The organism is Kluyvera sp. CHPC 1.2972 (genome assembly GCF_036759925.1).
GTDB lineage: Bacteria > Pseudomonadota > Gammaproteobacteria > Enterobacterales > Enterobacteriaceae > Kluyvera.
The window spans coordinates 70,511-90,349 of sequence record NZ_JAPKIB010000013.1; the positions used below are offsets into that span (position 1 = coordinate 70,511).

Sequence of the window (19,839 nt, forward strand, 5' to 3'; positions counted from 1 at the left end):
CGAGCCACAGAAAAAAGGCCTCCGTAAACGGAGGCCTTCATTTTTTAGAAGAAGTATTTAAAGCGAACGCGCGCGCCGTAGCGATCGTCAGAACCATCGCCGTTATAACCGTCGCCATCGCTGTTCAGAATGGAGTAATAAGCGCCGAGATAGATATTAAAGTTCTGCATATCCATCACGTTAGCAAACTGGTAGGACGCATGAATGGTGTGAATATCGTAGGTGCCTTCACCGTTTATCCAGCAGTCGTTGTCGCAGACCACGCCGGAATAATCGTCAATCTTGTTATGCGCATAGATATAGCCCAGCTCGAAGCGCTTCCACAGCACGTTCGCCGCGGCGGTAAAGTCTTGTTCGTTGTTCGCATCCAGATAAGCCGTATTGAGGTTAACCACCACGCCATTATCCGGATCGCTCTTCAGGCCGTTCCACGTCATGGTCATACCGTAACCGGTACGGTCAGACTGGTCGACAAACTCGCCTTTCTTGTTGGTATAGCCGTACGCATTATTGACGACGTTGCTTTCCATCGCCGCCGACACCGTAAACTCATCCGTTGGCGACCAGGCGATGACCGGGCGCAGATAGGCCACGTTCTTCTGCTGTTCCATGCTACGGCCATGGTAATCGCCATCGTTGTAGAGCGAGGTACCATCTTCCAGCAGGGTGTTTAATTCGAAATACCAGTTGTCTATCTGCTTGCTCATCAGGAAGTTGCCGCCGGAGTCAGAACGACCGCGACCTTCTTTCATCATATAGATATAACCGCTGCCGTCATCGTAAAGGTCGTTAGCGGTATTGCCTGAGTGCTCAACAAACGTATCCTGATTTAATGGGAACATATCGTAGGCTTCAAAACGGCCCACTTTGATTTTCCAGTCATCCTCTTTACCAAAGAAGAACACTGCATCATCAATATTCACCGTCCCGGATAGATCGCCCAGCGGCTGCGCGGAGAAACCGGCAAAGTAGCCGTTATTCAGCTTACGCATACCGTCGAATCCCAGCAGAATACGCCCGTTAACGTCCCATTTTTCATTGCTCGGGTCGCCGTCGTAGTTAGGGTTGGTCATAGCGAGTAAGCCATGCTTACTTTCTGCATCCATATTAAATTCTACGTCGCCGTAAATTTTCAGATCGCCGTAACCGGACAGAATGAGATTAGGTTTATTGGCGTTGATGTGGGTCTCCTCGGCCGAAGCCTGACCGTTCACCGGCGTATTACCCTGTACTGCCTTAATCTCTTTAATTTCAGCTGCCTGCTGAACGCGTAGCGTTTCAACCTGCTGCTCTGCTTTTGCAGCGCGATTCTCTGCTGCTTCCAGACGTGATTCTAACTGCGCCAGCCTTTGCTCTAACGTCATGTTCGTTGTTTTCGCAAAACCGGTATTGGCCACCAGCAATAATCCTATTGCCAGCGAGAGCGTCGATTTCTTCATTATTTGCTTTCCTTGAAATAAAGAATACCCCGAAAAATCACAATGCGATTTTTTGGTATTTTTATAACGACTATGAATGTATTTTTATTATTCATCTGTCGGTAGAAATCGCCAGTTACGTACGGACATATTTCATAACAAGCATCAAGACACTAGCTAATATATTTTAGCCGGTAAACATCTCTGATTTTAAGATCGTGAGCGAGGTAACACGGCGGAGAAAGAAAAGAGAAGGATGGTCATGATATATAATTTTTGGTGATTATAGTTAGCCACCAATAAAATTAAAATATTAGTTATTGAGTATAAATATAAAAATATACGCAGTGATTAATATATCACTGCGCATCTCTACGATCAGTTTTGCTCGGCGACCAGAATGGCCAGCGTATCTGGCTCTAGCGCTTTAAAAAGATGCGGTTCGTCGGCGGGATAGCAGATGTAATCACCGGCATTCAACTCTTCCGGCGCGGCGGTCAGGCCAACCAGCGCTCGCCCCTGCGTCACAATAATATGTTCGATAGAACCCGGTGGATGCGGATGTGAAATACGGTCTGCGCCCGGCTGCGTGGTCAGTAGATAAATATCGCGACGCGCCCCCGGCGGGCAGGTAGCAAGCAGCGTAGCCTGATAGTTGGCCTGTTCGGCAATAACCTTTGTTCCCTCCCCCCGGCGGATCACCTGGGTTTTATTGGGCTGTGGCTCAAGCAGGCGCGCAAAAGGGATGTCCAGCGCGACGCAGAGCGCCCATAGGGTTTCCAGGCTAGGATTACCGTTCCCGGCCTCAAGCTGGGAAAGCGTCGATTTGGCAATACCGGCGCGACGCGCGATTTCGGCCAGAGACAATCCGGTCCTCGCTCGCTCACGCACCAGGCTTTTGGCAATCACGCTGATTGGCTGTGTCATACACAACTCCATCGTTTTATATATCGAACGAAACGTTCATCTTGAACTACCACACTGATTCGTTCATTATAATGGATATATCGTTCGATATGGTAAATTTAGATGTCATTAAAAATGTTCTCCTGCCTGAAAGGCAGCACGATTAAGGCGATTTTCCTCGTCTGTCTGGCGGTCGGCGTGGTCGGCGTCTCTTATGGTTCACTGGCAATGGCGTACGGTTTCCCGCTGTGGGTGCCGCTGCTGCTGTCAGTTTCCGTCCTCGCGGGCGCGTCAGAGTTTATGTTTATCGGCATCGTCGCCAGCGGCGGTAACCCGTTAGCGGCGGCGGCGGCCGGCCTGTTAGTCAATGCCCGCCATATTCCTTTCGGCGTGACGGTGCGTGACCTGGTCGGCAAGCGCGCCGCTAGCTTTATTGGCTGCCATATCATGAATGACGAGAGCGTGGTCTTTGGCCTCTCGCAGCCTACACCCGAGCAGCGCAAAGCGGCCTTCTGGCTCTGCGGGGTTGGCGTCGCCATTTTCTGGCCGCTCGGCGCGCTATTTGGCGCAGCAGTAGGGCGATTACTCCCAGCCCCGGAAACCATCGGGCTGGATGCCGTTTTCCCGGCCATCCTGTTGGCGCTGGTGATCCCCGCCTTTAAAAACCGAACCACGCTGATTCGTGCCTGTAGCGGTGCGGCACTGTCGCTTGCCGCCGTACCGTTCGCGCCGGTTGGATTACCGGTTCTGCTTTCCCTGTTTGGCCTGCTGGCGAGGAAAAAATAATGGGTAACATGACGCTGTTTATCGCCGGGATCGTCATTCTTTCGCTGGGAACCTATCTGATGCGTCTCGGCGGCGCAAAGCTCGGCAATCGCCTGGCCTTTTCGGAGCGCTCTCAGGCACTGCTTTCCGATGCCGCCACGGTACTGCTCTTTTCCGTCGCGCTGGCGACCACGTTTTATGAGGGTGAGCATTTCTCCGGTGCGGCGCGCGTGCTGGGGGTCGGTTTTGCGGTGTTTCTGGCCTGGCGCAAAGCGCCGCTTATCGTCGTGATTATTGCCGCTGCGGTGGCGACCGCGCTGCTGCGTCTGGCAGGTATTAACTGAAACGAAAAAAGCGCCCCAGGGGCGCTCTTTCAACAGTAACTAATGACTTATTTGGTCAGTTCAGCGGTCATGTGCACGCGGTTACCAGCATAAGCCTGAGTAATTTTATAGGCGCTTGCGCCAGCCTGTTCCGCCTGAGCGGCAATTTTCGCTTCTGCACCATCAATTGTGGAGGCCGTTGCGGTCACGGTCTGAGCAGCGAAGGTACCGAAAGAAGCGGCGAGTGCGATAACTGCGACAAAAGTTTTGATGCTTTTCATGATGTAAACCCTTTCACTTGGTTGTTTGAATAAGGCATGTTGCCTTGATGTGATAAATAATAGCCCTCACATCGTTCAACGAAAAGCGGAAGGATTTGTTGTCATCATTCAAATTAATTGATTAATTTTTCAACTGCACATCAACCCAGTCGCAGACCTCTTCAATATCGGGCTGTGCCTGCTGATCGACGCAGTACACGGCCCCCAGATGCATCGGTTTGGCTCGCTCGGCCAGCAGCGCCAGTTCGGGTAGATACTCTTCTCCGGGATGACCCGGTAAGCGCTGCGCTAACCGCTGAGCGTAGCGTGCTACCGCGATCTCAGGAGGGATCTGGTTCCAGACTTCGATAATCCGCTCAACCCCGGCGTCCTGGACTAATCGCTGCAGCATCTCTTTAGGCTGGAAACCAAACCAGGCATCAATCACCCAGACACAGCCCGCCGGAGACTGTTCCACAATAGACCAGATAGCCTCGTAGGCAGCACAGCCGAGCTGGCGGTTGAAGGGGCGATCGATATCGGTAAAGCGCGCCATAAAGGGCTCTTTGATTCCGTCGATAGTCAGCAGCGGCAGGCCAAAGGTCTGCGAAAGCTGTCGGGCAATGGTACTCTTTCCAGAGGCGGGTATGCCGTTCACCAGAATGACGGTTTTACAGCTCGGCGTAAGATCTCTTTTCATAGCAGCGCCACAACCTCCTCTTTCGAGTTTGCTGCCCGCAGTTTGGCCATGCGCTCATCGTTATCCAGCAACGAGATAATGGCGCGGATCCCCTCTTCAATATGCGCATTACTGTCCTGCGCGCCGAACATAATGACAATATCCGCGGCCTCGCTTTCGGCAAACCGAATCGGTTTCTCTAACAGCACCAGGCTAAAACAGTTCCGCTTCACGCCGCACTCAGGGCGCGCATGCGGAATAGCAACCCCTTCGTCAAACACGTAATACGCGCCGTGATTCAGGGTATTCTCAATAACGGCCTGGCCGTAATCAGCCGAAATATAGCCGTTTTCAATCAGCGGCGTGGCGGCCAGCTGTATCACTTTCTGCCAGTCCGACTCAGTGACACCAACCTGAATAGCATCGGCTTCTATGAGTAGTTCTTTTATCGTCATACCCACTCCCTAAATATTACGGCGAATAATGTTGCGTAATTCATCAATACGGATAAACAGAGCATCAATTTCCTGTCGGTGCGTTTTGCTTTTGGCATATACCGACAACGCCCGGTTATAAATCAACATTAATGCTTTCTGTACCTCGCCATCACTCGGGTTACCCTGTAATTCACCTTCTAATCGGGATATTTCTGCCGCCAGCAGAAGCGACCGTTCATCATAATTTTCTGACGGACTATCTTGCTTTTTCCACAACGTTTTCAATGATTCAAACATAGCGAATCCCCTCCCTGATGAACAACAGGGTAACGAAATATCGAGTAATAAAGAGACGTTTATTTAAATAAAGCGATCTTTTCCATTAATACATGAGTGACGGCATTATTTGCTGGAATTAAAAACTTCCGCACGCTGTCATTCACTTTGCCTTTTTCAAATGCGGTTTTGCATTGATCAACCCACTGCACATTCATTTCTGTGCCGACGTTGACCTTGTTAATTCCCTCAGTCACCGCCAGGCGCATATCCTCATCGCTCACGCCAGTGCCGCCGTGCAACACCAGAGGCACGCCGGTTGCCGCACTAATCTCCTTAAGCCGCTGGTGCTGGATTTTTGCCTTGCCGGTATACAGCCCGTGCACCGTCCCCACAGAGACCGCCAGCATATCGACCTGGGTTTCATCCACAAAACGTTTCGCATCTTCTACCGTGGTGAAGCAGATATCCTCTACGGCGACGGCTTTGCCGTCTTCAGATCCACCAATGGCGCCCAATTCTCCCTCAACCGTAATATTACGCGGGCGCGCCATTTCAACCACGATGCGCGTGTTGCCAATATTCTCCTCCAGGTTGAGATGGGAACCGTCATACATCACCGACGAGAACCCAGCGTTCATTGCCGTTTCAATGGCGCTGATATCCGAGCAGTGATCCAGATGCAGGCAGGTTGGCACATTTTCACTTTCGGCCAGCGAGCTAACGGCATCCACGAGTAAACGATAGCCTAAATATTCCGCCGTCCCGGTAGAGATTTGGATCATTAGCGGGCTGTCGCTCTGCTGCGCGGCTTTAAAAAAAGCGGGCAGCATTTCAATACAGTGCAAATTAAACGACCCGATGGCTTTAAAATTTCTCTGCTGGGCAATGTTAAGAATATCGTTGAAGTTATACAGACTCATGAACGTTTTCCCCTTTCGGCTTAGCTGATTTACCGTTTACAAACCATGCCAGTGCGGCGACAAAGACAATAAATAACGCGACAAATAACCAGTTATTCTGGAAGGCGTGGCCTAATACCAGCCCAGAACTAATCACATCCGAATCGCTGAACGTCACGCCGGTAAAGCCGTAACTTTCAAGCATCGGCACCAGAATGGCGGGCAGGAAGGTGATAAACAGCCCGTGCACCACGCCGCCAATCATCGCTCCGCGACGACCGCCCAACGCATTGCCAAATACACCCGCCGTGCCGCCCGCAAAGAAGTTAGTGAGCAGGCCGGGCAGAATCATCGCCAGACCGAACATCGGGAAGACCAGCATGCCAATGATCGAACCGACCGTTGTTGCCAGGAAGCCAACAATCACGGCGTTAGGCGCATAAGGGAACAGCACCGGGCAGTCCAGCGCTGGCTTGGCATCGGGGACGATGCGCATTGCAATCCCGCGAAACGCTGGCACCAGTTCATTGAGCAGCAGGCGCACGCCGCTATAGAGAACGAAGACCCCGGCCACAAACTGGATGGACTGCATAAAGGCGTACATCAGGTAGTTAATGCCGTTAGAGAACTGGCCGATATACGCCGGGCCTGCCGCCACTGCCGGGATGAGGTACATCGGCACCATGACCACTGCCATAGCGAGATAGGTGTCCTGCAGAAACTTGAAGTTATCCGGTAATTCAAGATCTTCCGTGGAGCGAGAGCCTTTGCCGACCACTTTAGCGACCGCCGCCTGCACCAGGTAACCAATGGTGCAGAAGTGCCCCAGCGCAACGTCATCTGAGCCGGTGATCCGCCGAACCACCGGTTGCGCCAGCGCAGGCATCAGTACCGCCATTACGCCGCCGAAGATCCCGCCGGTCAAAATCAGCGGCAGCCCCGTCAGCCCGGCTTTATAGCCGATAACGGCGCCAATAGTCGCCATCCACAGCAGCGCCTGGCCGGTCAGGAAGATATATTTCAGCGGCGTCAGGCGAGCGATGATGATGTTGACGGCAAAAATCACCAGCAGGGTCAGCGCCACCTCGGAACCCAACTCACGGTTGGCTAAACCGGCAATCGCCGCGACATCGGTAATGTAGCCTTTCATGCCAAAACCCTGAGTGAAGATGTCATTCAGGAACGTCAGCGTGGCCACAATGATGTTGATACCGGCCATCATGATTAAAAAACCGAGCAGGGTTTTAAACGTGCCCTCAGCCGTTTTGCCCGGTGATTTTTTCTGTAGGATAAGCCCCAGCATCGCAATAAAGGCGATGAGTATTGAAGCCTGGCCGAGCAAATCTTTGACGATAAACTCAACGACACTATTCATAGTCGGCTACCTGTAAATTACGTTCATTTAAAAACGCGACAATCTTTTGTTCGATCTCATCTTTGTCCGTCAGCTTATTTAAAATCACCACGCGTTTTATCTCTTCTTCGCTGGCATCGGCTGTCAGAATATCGGCAAAGGTTTTTTGCGTCAGAATCATGTCAGATTTAAATGCCCCGGCCTCCGATACCGTGGTGTGTTCAATATGCGCCGGAATTTCCAGTTTTTTTAAAACGGCCTTTGCAGTCATTTCAATAGCAAAGCTTGAGCCGAGGCCGCAGCCACATACGCAGAGAATTTTCAGCATGTAGGGTCTCCTCAAATTATATTGAGTTGTTTGGCAAGTTTATAATAATGTCCGTCGGTATCAACCAGACGTTTTTTCATACTGACTAAATCAATCGGAATAGGTTTATTGCTTGAATTAATAATAACGGCTTTATTTCTCATACCAGATTGAATACAGCGAACCACTTCATTCGCCATAATTGTACCCTGATAAATCTCCTCACAGGTCGGGTCGCCACTGCGTAAACCGTAACCAATGATAGTTTTGCGGATACGCACGCCAATACGCGGTTCGAGTTGTTTTATCATGGTATCTATGGCGCCCTGAAAGCCAGGAGAGTACTCGCGGGTGTAGCCTTCAGAGCACAGAATAACGACGCTATTCTGGCTTACCAGTTTTTGCTTAACACGCTCTGCCAGAGCGTCCAGAGGGATCTGCGCTTCTGGAATCAGCGCAATATCGGCGTTCGATTTTATCGCCGATTGCAGCGTTAACTCGCCGCAGTAACCGCCCAGAATCTCCGCCATAAAAACGCGCCCTGGAAGTGCTCTACCGGTATTTCTTAAGCGCGATACCTCTTTGATAATTTGCTCGCAGGCGGTAGAAAAGCCAATGGTGTAGTCGCTGCCATAAACATCATTGTCGATCGTCATACCGACGCCGAAGCAGTTAATATCAAATTCGCTGAGCGTATTCAGGAATTGCAGACTGCCATCACCGCCAGCCATAATCAGCACATCAATCCGTAACGACTTTATTTTCTTCGCAATGGTTTCATACTCACTGCGCTGTAAATTTCGTGCTGTACGTCCAGACGTAATAAGTGGAATAGAGGAAATAGAAAAGTCCACTAAATCTGACCAGGAGACTTCTCGGTGATTTTTATCTAATAAACCCGGTATGCCACCGTTAAATAGCGTGATCTGTGCACAGGCAAGTCTCGCGACCTGAAAAATAAAATTATTTATTCCAGAGACATCTCCACCGCTAATGACAATACCGATTTTCATCTTCTGCCCTCACCTGTTTCCGTGAAAGCATTTTTCCCTGACTTCAAGACCTCTATTTGCAACGAAGATCACATAATTGCGATAATTTAGGTCAGCCCTAATATTGACACCTATTAAAACAACCTGTTTTTTGTGATTAATATCTCATTTATAAATTGAGATTATCACCACATTTATTAATTAAAAACTTTATTTATCATTAGGTTATTTTCTTTCTTAATATCCGCAATTAAACCAATGGTTTTCCGGGCAAATGGCTTTTTGATGAGAACGCAAAACCGTGACCATCAACACATATTTTTGCCTCAAGAGGGAGAGCAAGGTCAGGAACTGACCGGTTGCCCGGAACGGCAGCCGCAACTGAAGCGTTCGCGCCCACCCACAGATTTCAGCAGTAAATCATCGGTCGATCGCGATCACATTCCAGTTAAAACAGGGTTTCACTTTGCTATATAAGCGAGGAAAGTATCGAGTGTCTAATAAAAACATTAGTGTCTAGTGTCCAATTATTTTCGACGCTATTTTCTACTCTATGCAGGACATTGAAAAATGGCGCTGTCAGCAAAAGAAAAATTATTCCACAAAATACTCACGCACTATGCGGAAAGCCCTTCAGGATTCACGGCCCAGGACTGTGCCGACTTCATGCAGGTTAACCGTAGCGTCATTAGCCATTATCTGAACAGGCTATGCGACGATGGTCGTTTGAGTAAGGAAAACACTCGCCCGGTTCGCTTTCATGTGCAACATAACGGGGAGCAACGTGTACTACCGTCCAGATTAGTGTCGAAACTGGACGATGCCTTTATGAATTTGACCGGTGCCGAAGGTAGCCTGGCTGAAGCCGTCGCATTGTGCCGCTCGGCGGTAGACTATCCCGGAGAAGGTCTACCGATACTGATCTCTGGCGAAAGAGGCGTGGGGAAAAGCCACCTTGCATCGCTCATCTACCAATACGCATTGGATCGCGGCGTTATTGCGGCCGATAAACCTTTCGTCGAACTTAACTGCGCCGACTACGCCAACAACCCCGAACTGCTGTCCGCCACCCTGTTCGGCTATACCCGCGGAGCCTTCACCGGAGCCGACCGCGACAAGCGTGGTGCGTTTGATGATGCGAACGGCGGTTTTCTTTTCCTGGATGAGGTGCACCGACTGTCCGCAGAGAATCAGGAAAAGTTGTTCCTGTTTATGGATAAAGGCTATTTCTACCGCCTGGGCGATAACCGCACGCGCCACCCTGCCTCGCTGCGATTTATCTTCGCCACCACCGAAAATATCGAAACGGTACTGCTCAATACCTTCCGCCGTCGTATTCCGGTACGCGTGACGCTGCCCAATTTTATCTCCCGTCCGCTGACCGAGCGGGTGGCGCAGGTGAATCTGTTCCTGCATCAGGAAGCGATGAGCCTGCGGCGAGATATCCACCTGGATACCCAGCTCATGCATCAGCTCGTCACCTCCCCCGTACGGGGGAATATTGGCGAGCTGAAAAACCAGATCAAAGTCATGTGCGCCAGCGCCTGGAGCGATAACCGCGACGCCGATGCCATCACGCTCCACGGCGCACATCCTGGCGGGCAGACGCTGGTGATTTCGGCCAGCAAGCCGGGAGACAGCCTGAATGCCCACGCCCTGCTGCCTAAAGCCATGCATGACGAGGTCATTTTTCGCGAGTTTTGCCACAGCGGCAACGTGATGCTGCTCAATCGCAAAATTGAACATCTGATCACGACGGTAAACGGCATCGTCTCCCAGGAAGCACTCTACAGCGGCTACATTTGGCAAAACACCATGCACGCCGTTAATGAGCTGGAGAACCTGACCGGCGTGGCCTGCGGGCAGGAGATCCGCAAAGCAGTCTGGCTGTGCCTGACCTATGCATTGCATGCCCCTCAGCACGTCGAGCAAATTGATGAGCTCCAGACCATCGCTGACTATGTGTCCGGGAAGGCGCGCCTGCTGGCTGAAGAGTGTATGGCTCTGCTGGAAAGGCATGTGAACCACGCACCTCTACCGCTGCTGCTCCCCCTGCTGAGCTGCGCCTTCCATTCGCTGGCAGGTGAAGATTCGCCGATTCAGGGCATTATCGTCTCCCACGGGCGTTCGACCGCCTCCAGTATCGCCGGCATCGCTAACCAACTTACCGGCGGCTACTATTTCAAAGCCTTCGATATGCCGAACGCTACCTCCACCCGCGAAATTATCGATTTGCTGATTGCGCATCTATCGCGTCTTAAGCAGGGGGCTGGGCTAATCATCCTGGTCGACATGGGGTCGCTCAAGGAGATCTACGAAGAGATTAAGCTGCATCTGCACGGCGAACTGCTGGTCATTAATAACGTCAGTACCGCCATGGCGCTGGATATTGCGGGAAAAATCCAGGATAAGCTGCCGATGGAGGCGATCATCGAAGGCGCTAAGGGCGCTTATGAGGTGGAAACGCGCTACTACGCGGGGATGCTGCCAGGTAATAAGATCATCATTTCCTGCATCTCCGGTGAAGGTATTTCCCGCAAGCTGAAAGATATCGTCCAGCGCTACCTGCCGCAGGAAGAGATCGACATCCTCACCATGGAATATGACGACCTGAAGTGGAAAATCGCCCGTGCTGACCCGGCGCTCAACGGCACGCGACTCATCATCACGACCACCGATCTGGAAGCGGGTTACATCCCGCTCATCAGCGTCGAACAATTGATCAAAGAAAAAGCCCAGGTACTTAAACGAGACTACTTTAACGGCTTGCTGATGGAAGGTGGGTTAGAACCCATGGTCGAAGAGGTGGTGAAGCTCTTTACCGTCGAGGGCGTTGCCAGCCGCCTGAACTTCCTCAACCCGGTAGTGATTATCGATGAAGTCGAAGCCGTGATTAAACAGTATGAGGCGTTCTACAAAATTCATTTTGAGAGCTACCTGCGCATTAACCTGTTTATGCACATCGCGCTGATGATTGAACGTGTCATGGTCAATAATGGCGTTCGCCATCGTGAAGAGACAGGGCTGACGCTTGAGCAGCAGGCCTTTGTCGCCGTGCACGACACCTTCTTCCAGGCGCTCAACCGTAAGTACAACATCACCCTGCCGCTCACCGAAGTCCTGATGATTTATGAAATCATGGAACCGTGGATTGCGCCCGACCCGCTCAACTAAACGTTCTGCCAGCGCAGGCTGGCAGACGCTTCGACACTGCCATTATTGCCGCTATCAACACCACCAACACCGCTGGACACTAATTATTTTCCCTATTAAATCATATAGATAAAAATATGGCACGGCGGTTGCAATATCCTCAACAGATACCGAAAAAAATGAAGGAATTCGACATGCGAGAGATGTACATCGCAACCCACGGGCGCTATGCGGAAGGGATTGTGTCAGCGCTGAACCTGCTGGTTGGAGACGATCATGGCGTCACGCCCATCTGCGCCTACTGCGGCGAGATTGGTTCCACGGCCGAACTGGCGGTGCGCTTTGAGGCCCTCGCCCAACAGACGCTCAACCAGCAAAAAGAGCTGGTGCTGTTTACCGATATGCCCGGGGGCAGCGTCAACAACACCGCCGTGCAGATGCTGGTGAAATACCCACATGTTCAGGTTATTAGCGGCGCCAATCTGATTATGCTGATGGAGTTTTGCCTCTCCGATCATACGGATACCCCATCACGCCTTCAGGACGCCATCGCCGCCGCCAGCGGCGCGATGCAGTACATGAACGTGCAACCGGAAATTCTCGCCGCTCGTCAGGCCGCCCAGCCTGCCGCTGATGATGATATCGACGACTTTTTTGCCACGGAGACACAGCCATGAACGTTGCGCTGGAAACCCTCGATCGCCGCTACCTTACGACGCAGCCGGGCTTAGACTCACGCTGGCTGAACGAAGCGCTCCGCGAGGTACTCGCCAAGGTTGATGCCATGCTGCCGCGCTTTACCGCTACCTTTCCGGCGGCCAGCGCGACGGATGGCTGCTACCCGGCGGTAGAAAAGGTCGATTGGACCGAAGGATTCTGGACCGGGATGCTGTGGCTGGCCTGGGAAGTGACCGGCGACGACAAATACCGCACGGTAGCGGAAGGGCTGCTCGACAGTTTTGAAGAGCGTCTTGATAAGCAGATTAAAGTCGATACCCACGACCTGGGCTTTCTCTATCTGCTCTCCTGCGTCAACGCCTGGAAGCTCACCGGCAACCTTCGCGCCCGCGGTCTGGCGCTGCGCGCCGCTGAGCTGCTGTATCGCCGCTTTAACGAAACGGCGGGCGTGATCCAGGCCTGGGGCGATCTCAACGACCCGGCTCGCCAGGGACGCATGATCATCGACTGCAACCTCAACGTGCCGCTGCTGTTCTGGGCCGCCAATGAGACCGGCAACGCCGCGTGGCGGGAAGCCGCGACGCGTCACCTGGCGCAGGCCGCGCGTTATCTGGTGCGCGAAGATGCTTCCAGCTTCCACACTTTCTATATGGATGTGCACAACGGCCAACCGCTGCGCGGCGATACCCATCAGGGCTTTAGCGACAGCTCGTGCTGGGCGCGCGGTCAGGCGTGGGGGATTTACGGTTTCGCGCTGGGCTTCCACCATACCGGTGACGCCGCTCAGCCGGAGCTGGCGCGTAAGCTGGCGCACTATTTTCTCAACCGTCTGCCGGAAGATTTTGTCTGCTATTGGGATCTGATTTTCACGCCGCAGGATAACGCGCTGCGAGATACCTCCGCTGCCGCCGTTGCTGCCTGCGGTCTGGCGGAGCTGCTTACTCTGCTGCCGTTAACCGACCCGCTGCGCCCCGCTTACGGCAATGCCATCGAACTGATGATGCGCAATTTGCACGAGCGCTATTTTGCCCACACGCAGGACGGCCTGCTGCGTGAAGGTGTTTATAACTTTGGCCGCAACATGGGCATTAACGAACCTAACCTCTGGGGCGATTATTTCTATTTCGAAGCCCTGGTTCGCCTTTCCCGCGTCTGGACCCCCTACTTTTGCTAACTGGAGCTACACATGATTTCTTTAGTACGAATTGACGATCGCCTGATTCACGGCCAGGTTGCCGTGGTCTGGACCAAACATCTCGGTGTTAACCGCATTCTGGTCGCCAACGATCAGATCGTGAATAACGAAGTGCAGAAGATGTCGCTGCGCATGGCGGCTCCTGATACCGCGAAGTGCGCAATCATGGCAGTCAAAGACGCGGGCGATATTCTCAACGACCCGCGCTCCGAGGCGATGAAAATTATGGTGATCGTCAACAATGCCGCCGATGCGCGTCGCCTCGTTGAACAGGCCGACGGCATCAAAACCCTGAATGTCGCCAACTTTGGGCGCATCACCGACAATCTGGCGGCGAAAAAACGCATCAGCGACACCGTGTACGTGACGCCGGAAGACGTGGCTGATTTTCATGCCATCGCCGCACGCGGCGTGAAGGTGGAATACCAGGTACTGCCCTCTCATCCGGTGAAAAACCTGATTGAGATGCTGGATAACGCTGCTAGCTAAGCGAGGTCGCTATGTTAACGTCTGCACTACTTGTCGCGCTGGTGATGTATATCGCCAAGTTCGCTGACCATACGCTCGGCCAGCCGCTGATTGAACGCCCGCTAATCTGCGGCGCGATGGTCGGTTTCGTGCTGGGAGATTTTCAGCAGGGAATTATCATCGGCGCCACGCTGGAGCTAATTTTTCTCGGCACCATCACCATCGGCGGCTCGGTGCCTGCCGATCTGGCGGTGGGTTCGGTTCTGGCTACTGCGTTCACCATTCTCACCCACGCTGAACCTGCGGTTGCGGTGGCATTAGCCCTGCCGATCAGCCTGCTGGCGGTTTTCGTTTACCAGGTGCTGAAGCTGGTTTATACCGCGCTGGTTGAGAAATATGACGCCTTGCTTGAAGAGGGGCGCGACCGCGCCGCGCTCGGCATCACCCTCGGAATGACGATGTTCTACGGCGTGCCGTTTGCGGTACTGGCCTTCTTCGGCATTCTGTTTGGTACCGATGTGATCCGCAGCCTGGTGGAAAGTATTCCGGATACCGTTATGCGCGGTATGACGGCGGTTGGCGGCATTCTTCCCGCTCTGGGCTTTGCCATTTTGCTCAAGGCGCTGTGGAACCGAAATATCGCGGCCTTCTTCTTTATCGGCTTCGCCATGGCGGCTTATCTGCAACTGCCGATTATGGGCATCGCGATTATCGCCGCTTCCGTTGCCGTTTATATCTGCTTCAACGAATTCAACCAGTTGAAAGCCAATAAACAAGCCACCACTGCCGCAAGTGCGTCGGTTGACGATAAGGACGGGTTCTTCAATGACTGATATCCACAACAGCGCGGTAAGCGCAGGCGACGACAGCAAGGGCGAGAAAAAGATGTTCCGCCAGCTGTTCTTCCGCCAGTTCCAGCTGCTGGGCTCCATGAACTTCACCCGTATGGAGGGGCTGAGCTACGGCTGGATCCTGGCGCCGCTGCTCAAGAAGATCTATACCGGCAACCCGCACGGCTATATTGAGTCGCTCAAACGCAACAGCCAGTTCTTCAATACCAACCAGCATCTGGCGCCGTTCATTATGGGCCTGACGTTGTCGATGGAAAAAGAGAATGCCGCTAACCCAGAATTTGATACCTCCAGTATTAACGGTATCAAAGTGGCCTTAATGGGGCCATTCGCGGGCGTCGGCGATTCCTTCTTCTATGGCGTGCTGCGCATCATTGCAACGGGGATTGCGATCGGCCTGGCATCGCAGGGGAACCCGCTGGGGCCGCTGCTGTTTCTGCTGATTTACAACATCCCAAGCTTACTGCTGCGCTACTACGGTGGAGTCATGGGCTATCGGCTGGGTTCGAAGTACATCGCCGAAGCGACGCAGTCTGGATTGCTTTCCTGCATCACCAAAGCCTCGGCCATGATGGGCCTGATGATGGTGGGCGCAATGAGCGCCAGCATGGTGAAGTTTACCACCACCTTTAAAACCACCATCGCCGGGCAGCCGTTTGTATTGCAGGAGATCCTCGACAAAATCTGCGTCGGGCTGATTCCGCTGCTGCTGGTGTTGGGCTGCCTGAAGCTATTGAACAAAAAAGTGAGCCCGAACAAAGTGCTCATCATGCTGATTGTCTTCGGTTTCGCCGCCGCAGGCGTTGGGATTATTTAACCCTTCCCAGGCTCCCTTCAAGACAAGGGAGCCTGGCACGGAGTATTTATGGTCTGGCATGCCGCTCTGTTCTCCGCTCAACCGGAGAAGTTTCATCAGGTTTATCAACCGCTTCATCTCGCTGCAATCTCTGCACGCTGCAATCTCTATCCAACGTTAATCACCCCAGACAATATTGACCGTCATCTTGGCGAGCTGGCCGAGGTTGAGTTTCTCTTTTCGACCTGGGGAATGTTTACGCTCAATGAATCGCAGCTGGATCGTTTACCTCGCTTGAAGGTAATTTTTTATGCCGCTGGTGCGACCGATTACTTCTCACCCCCCTACCTTGCACGCGGAATAAAAGTGGTCAGCGCCTGGCGCGCCAATGCCATACCAGTGGCTGAATTTTGTCTGGCGCAAATCTTATTGGGCTGTAAAGGCTATTTTCGCAACCAACGGGAATATTGCGGCCCTGAGGATTTTCCTGCCTTGGCAAACCATCATTTCGCACCCGGTAATTACCAGGAGCAAGTGGCACTTATTGGTGCGGGCGCCATTTCACAGGAATTACAAAAGCTGCTGCGCCCTTTCTACCTCAATGTCATCGTCGTACCGTCTCGTCCCGAAAAACGCACCTTGTCTTTAGCAGATGCTTTCGCCAGCGCCTGGGTCATCAGCAACCATTTGCCTAATCGGGAGGATAATATTGGCGTACTAAATGGCGATCTTTTTCGCCGCATGCGTCAGGGCGCTGTATTTATCAATACTGGCCGTGGACGGCAGGTAAATGAATCCGAACTGATTCAAGTGTTGAAAGAACGTCCCGACTTGACCGCCCTGCTCGATGTAACCAAGCCGGAGCCGCCAGAAGCGGGGTCTGCCCTGTATACACTTCCGAACGTACAGTTAACCAGTCATATTGCTGGTGCGCTAAATAATGAAACTCGACGTTTAGCGAACTGTGTTATGGATGAATTTCAACGTTGGCTTATGGGTCAGCCCTTGTTGTGTGAGGTTTGAACAGAAACCCGGACATGAAAACTTTATTTACATTATTTATATGTGAGCATAGAAATAAGTGTCCAGGTAAATAAAATGACCGTCTAAATAATATATTCCCACCGTGATTACCCTAACAAACAGTGTTCAAATATATAATTCACCTCTGGACACTCTTTAAATAAATCATTGTTCACGTAGAAACAATTTACATCCCATTGTTTTTATTGGATTTATAACCAAAAAAATAAATGGCACGCTTATTGCTGACAAAGAGATAGTGATAAACCTTGGCAAGTTGACATTCACTACATGGCTATTTCTTATACTTTTCACTCTGTGTTAAAGGATATGTCACAATGAATAAGAGAGCAGTTGCATTAATTGTTACTAGTTTACTTATTACAGGAAGCGTTTATGCATCAGTGCCGGAGGAGCATTCATTTCAGGCAGAGAACCTCTTCCAGGAAAACTCTGTTCTACCTAAACTCAATAAGCAGCACCCGAGGTTACTTGTAAATTCGGAAACATTTAATAATATAAAAGAGAAAAGTAAAACCAACAAGGATATGAAGCAGCTTGTTGATGAGATTATCAGACGTGCAAACCTTACGTTAGATAAACCGACTATCTCATTTAAGTTAACTGGAAATGATGCCTCACCATCATTGCTAGATACTTCAAGGAATGCTATCGAGATTATATTAGATAATGCATTCGCATGGCAGATAACACATGATCAACGTTATTCTAAAAAAGCCATAGAGACTATGATGGCAATCGCCACATTTCCCGACTGGAATGCAAGATCGAGATATCTTGATGCTGGGGAAATGATGTTTGCTCAGGCAATTGGGTACGATTGGCTGAATAGCCAATTAACGCCACCGGAGAATGAAACCATTCGCAATGCTCTATTTGAGAAAGGGATCAAATGGGGAATTGATGCCTATGTGGCGCATAATCCAAAAGCAAGTAGCACAGGCTTCCCATGGTGGGCTACAAACTGGAATGAAGTTTGCAATGGTGGGACATTAGCGGCGGTGCTTGCGACTGCTGAGTACTGGCCAAAAGAATCAGCGATGCTACTGAATAATATCATCCCATCATTAAAAATGGGACTTGATGCTTATAAACCAGATGGCGCCGGTACTGAAGGGCCTGTTTACTGGAGCTATGGTATGACATACCGCGTCATCGCCCAGGAGATGCTCAAAAGCGCCTACGGTAGCTATTTTGGATTAACGTCCGATCCTGTCTTATCTAAAACACCGTGGTATCGGTATGCAATTGAAGGGTTAACAGGGGCTGGTTTTAATTACGGTGACGCTGTTGAAGATCAGGGATACACGCCTGCTTTTGCATGGCTGGGAGAACATTTTAAACAAAGTGCCATCGTTTCCTTAGCCTCTCAACAAATGGAAAAAGCGGTTCAGCGTTCAAAAGAAGGCAAGCCTTGGGGAGAGTTTGACCGATTCCTCGCACTATATGCATTATGGTTTCCAGAACCAACGGTTTCCATTCAATATAAAATACCAACAGCCTTTTTATTCAATGGCAATTCCGCATTATTCATTTATAAAAATGCAGAAAAAAATATCTGGCTGGGTGTTAAATCTGGAACTAATGAAACAAACCATGCACATCAAGATCTAGGTTCTTTTGTCTTTGAAATGAAAGGAGTGCGTTGGGCTACCGACTTAGGGAAAGATCATTACAATCTTCCAGGATATTTTGATAATGCCAAGCGTCCATCTTACTACAGAATATCTGCATTAAGTCATAATACAATGACGTTTGATAATAGAAATGAAGATCCTCATGGATACTCGTTGCTATCATTTGAACCAAATAATTCTATTAAAGTTGACATGACCAGGACCTGGTACGATAAGGTTGCAGATAAAGTCTATAGAGATTATTCAATCTCTAAAGATAATTCCATCCATATTTCTGACTATATAGAGAACAGTAACGGTAGCCATGATTATAGGTGGGCTATGATCACGACGGCAAACATTAAAATTGACAATAACAAAGCAATACTAACTAAAGATAATAAGAGTATCACCATCACCCATTCCGGGAGCGATCCTTTTATTATCCTGTCAACAAAACCTGAAGATGCAAGACAAAAAGATAATGCAGGAACCAAAATGCTTGCATTTAAACATCACATTTCTTCAGGTACTAATTATAAAGTCGAAGTTACAATTAACTAATAATTTGTAGGAATTTTAAAATGGCAATGAAAGCAGCCAAACTAAGCCTGGCTATACTGGCATCACTCGTTTCTATTAACTCATACTGTGCTGATGGACAGGATAGCGCTATCAACAAATCTGACTTCTATCAATTAAATGAAGGCCAATGTTCATCAACCGTAAAATATGTAGATCGCGTGCCATTTTCAAAAGTTCAATTTAATGAACGCACGCAATATCGCACCGGAAGCAAAGCATTCTTACAAATGTTCAGACTTGCTGGAGTAATAACTCAACCTGATAGCATCCTAAAGGGTACATACTGGAGCATAGAAACTGACTCAAATATGGGCCAACATGCCGACCAATTCAGTTCCAGTTACCAGGAAATCGAAATTAACAAGGGTATCTATTTTAATAAATTTTATGTAATGCCTGGTTTTGTATGGCATACAGAATCTGCAGGTACACAATTCGATCCCTATTTTCAGGTTGGCTATAATTGGACCAAAACATTTACTACGGGAATAAGGTATCGCTATAATTATTGGACTTATTACACTAAAGACATAAATAAAAAATGGGATCGTTCAGCCGAACATCGCATTGACCTGTATGTCACAAAACAATTCTCCGATAAATTCTCAATTCAATATAACCCTACATTTTATCAGAAAGTTGCTGATACACAATATTATTATAAGAATGACCAAAGGCATACATTACAACATAACTTCATATTCTCATATAAAGCTACAGACCGCTTCACTCCTTATACCGAGTTGGGTTATCTCGATAAGACCAAAAATGATAAAGGCGAAAAAGTTGGTGAATATCAAATCAGGATCGGGTTCAGATATGACCTCAACTAAG

General features: G+C 50.3%; 21 protein-coding genes. 11 read left to right on the forward strand and 10 right to left on the reverse strand.

Translation table 11 applies throughout. The features are described from left to right. Window positions 1-44 precede the first annotated feature (44 nt). Both V6944_RS17955 and V6944_RS17960 read right to left on the reverse strand, forming a co-directional pair. Window positions 45-1,439, reverse strand: a complete 1,395-nt coding sequence (locus V6944_RS17955; protein ID WP_333499943.1) for a carbohydrate porin — start codon at window positions 1,437-1,439, stop codon at window positions 45-47. Between the two features lie 357 nt (window positions 1,440-1,796). Beyond that, window positions 1,797-2,345: a helix-turn-helix domain-containing protein gene (locus V6944_RS17960; RefSeq protein ID WP_185668830.1), complete on the reverse strand. Its 549-nt coding sequence runs from the start codon at window positions 2,343-2,345 to the stop codon at window positions 1,797-1,799. A 114-nt stretch (window positions 2,346-2,459) separates the two neighbouring features. On the opposite strand from V6944_RS17960, the gene V6944_RS17965 reads away from it, so the two are divergent. Continuing rightward, window positions 2,460-3,110 (forward strand): AzlC family ABC transporter permease, encoded by a 651-nt coding sequence (locus V6944_RS17965; RefSeq protein ID WP_333499979.1) that lies wholly within the window; start codon window positions 2,460-2,462, stop codon window positions 3,108-3,110. Further along, entirely contained in the window at window positions 3,110-3,433 is a 324-nt protein-coding gene (locus tag V6944_RS17970; protein ID WP_333499944.1) for an AzlD domain-containing protein, read from the forward strand. Before V6944_RS17965 ends, V6944_RS17970 begins: the two co-directional genes overlap by 1 nt. Window positions 3,434-3,480: 47 nt before the next feature. On the opposite strand, the gene V6944_RS17975 is transcribed toward V6944_RS17970, so the two are convergent. The 8 genes from V6944_RS17975 to V6944_RS18010 form a co-directional block, all read right to left on the reverse strand. Then, complete coding sequence (locus V6944_RS17975) at window positions 3,481-3,693, reverse strand: DUF1471 domain-containing protein (protein WP_333499945.1); 213 nt, start codon at window positions 3,691-3,693, stop codon at window positions 3,481-3,483. Between the two features lie 121 nt (window positions 3,694-3,814). Further along, a complete protein-coding gene (locus V6944_RS17980) occupies window positions 3,815-4,372 on the reverse strand; it encodes an AAA family ATPase (RefSeq protein ID WP_333499946.1) in 558 nt (185 codons plus the stop codon). Further along, a complete protein-coding gene (locus V6944_RS17985) occupies window positions 4,369-4,806 on the reverse strand; it encodes a PTS sugar transporter subunit IIA (protein WP_185668834.1) in 438 nt (145 codons plus the stop codon). Before V6944_RS17985 ends, V6944_RS17980 begins: the two co-directional genes overlap by 4 nt. Before the next feature lie 9 nt (window positions 4,807-4,815). Further along, window positions 4,816-5,085, reverse strand: a complete 270-nt coding sequence (locus V6944_RS17990; RefSeq protein WP_333499947.1) for a hypothetical protein — start codon at window positions 5,083-5,085, stop codon at window positions 4,816-4,818. A 59-nt stretch (window positions 5,086-5,144) separates the two neighbouring features. Next, window positions 5,145-5,987 (reverse strand): class II fructose-bisphosphate aldolase, encoded by an 843-nt coding sequence (locus V6944_RS17995; protein WP_333499948.1) that lies wholly within the window; start codon window positions 5,985-5,987, stop codon window positions 5,145-5,147. After that, window positions 5,974-7,341: a PTS sugar transporter subunit IIC gene (locus V6944_RS18000; RefSeq protein ID WP_333499949.1), complete on the reverse strand. Its 1,368-nt coding sequence runs from the start codon at window positions 7,339-7,341 to the stop codon at window positions 5,974-5,976. The genes V6944_RS17995 and V6944_RS18000 overlap by 14 nt, the downstream gene beginning before the upstream one ends. Next, the gene (locus V6944_RS18005) at window positions 7,334-7,648 is read right to left on the reverse strand and encodes a PTS sugar transporter subunit IIB (protein WP_185668838.1); all 315 of its coding nucleotides are present in this window, start codon (window positions 7,646-7,648) and stop codon (window positions 7,334-7,336) included. The genes V6944_RS18000 and V6944_RS18005 overlap by 8 nt, the downstream gene beginning before the upstream one ends. A gap of 11 nt (window positions 7,649-7,659) precedes the next feature. Then, the gene (locus tag V6944_RS18010; protein ID WP_333499950.1) at window positions 7,660-8,640 is read right to left on the reverse strand and encodes a 6-phosphofructokinase; all 981 of its coding nucleotides are present in this window, start codon (window positions 8,638-8,640) and stop codon (window positions 7,660-7,662) included. A 549-nt stretch (window positions 8,641-9,189) separates the two neighbouring features. On the opposite strand from V6944_RS18010, the gene V6944_RS18015 reads away from it, so the two are divergent. The 9 genes from V6944_RS18015 (at window position 9,190) to V6944_RS18055 (ending at window position 19,838) form a co-directional block, all read left to right on the forward strand. After that, window positions 9,190-11,793, forward strand: a complete 2,604-nt coding sequence (locus tag V6944_RS18015) for a sigma 54-interacting transcriptional regulator (protein ID WP_333499951.1) — start codon at window positions 9,190-9,192, stop codon at window positions 11,791-11,793. A 173-nt stretch (window positions 11,794-11,966) separates the two neighbouring features. Further along, window positions 11,967-12,449: a PTS sugar transporter subunit IIA gene (locus V6944_RS18020; protein WP_333499952.1), complete on the forward strand. Its 483-nt coding sequence runs from the start codon at window positions 11,967-11,969 to the stop codon at window positions 12,447-12,449. After that, entirely contained in the window at window positions 12,446-13,624 is a 1,179-nt protein-coding gene (locus V6944_RS18025) for a glycoside hydrolase family 88 protein (RefSeq protein ID WP_333499953.1), read from the forward strand. The genes V6944_RS18020 and V6944_RS18025 overlap by 4 nt, the downstream gene beginning before the upstream one ends. Before the next feature lie 12 nt (window positions 13,625-13,636). Beyond that, on the forward strand, window positions 13,637-14,134 hold the full coding sequence (locus V6944_RS18030) for a PTS system mannose/fructose/N-acetylgalactosamine-transporter subunit IIB (RefSeq protein ID WP_333499954.1): 498 nt from the start codon (window positions 13,637-13,639) through the stop codon (window positions 14,132-14,134). Window positions 14,135-14,145: 11 nt separating this feature from the next. Then, window positions 14,146-14,946 carry a PTS mannose/fructose/sorbose/N-acetylgalactosamine transporter subunit IIC gene (locus V6944_RS18035; protein ID WP_333499955.1) on the forward strand — a complete coding sequence of 267 codons (801 nt, stop codon included), beginning with the start codon at window positions 14,146-14,148 and terminating at the stop codon, window positions 14,944-14,946. Further along, complete coding sequence (locus V6944_RS18040) at window positions 14,939-15,781, forward strand: PTS system mannose/fructose/sorbose family transporter subunit IID (protein ID WP_333499956.1); 843 nt, start codon at window positions 14,939-14,941, stop codon at window positions 15,779-15,781. Before V6944_RS18035 ends, V6944_RS18040 begins: the two co-directional genes overlap by 8 nt. Window positions 15,782-15,829: 48 nt before the next feature. After that, a complete protein-coding gene (locus tag V6944_RS18045) occupies window positions 15,830-16,783 on the forward strand; it encodes a hydroxyacid dehydrogenase (RefSeq protein ID WP_333499957.1) in 954 nt (317 codons plus the stop codon). A gap of 338 nt (window positions 16,784-17,121) precedes the next feature. After that, window positions 17,122-18,984: a DUF4962 domain-containing protein gene (locus tag V6944_RS18050; protein WP_333499958.1), complete on the forward strand. Its 1,863-nt coding sequence runs from the start codon at window positions 17,122-17,124 to the stop codon at window positions 18,982-18,984. A 20-nt stretch (window positions 18,985-19,004) separates the two neighbouring features. Next, window positions 19,005-19,838: an oligogalacturonate-specific porin KdgM family protein gene (locus tag V6944_RS18055; RefSeq protein ID WP_333499959.1), complete on the forward strand. Its 834-nt coding sequence runs from the start codon at window positions 19,005-19,007 to the stop codon at window positions 19,836-19,838. Window position 19,839: the final 1 nt, after the last annotated feature.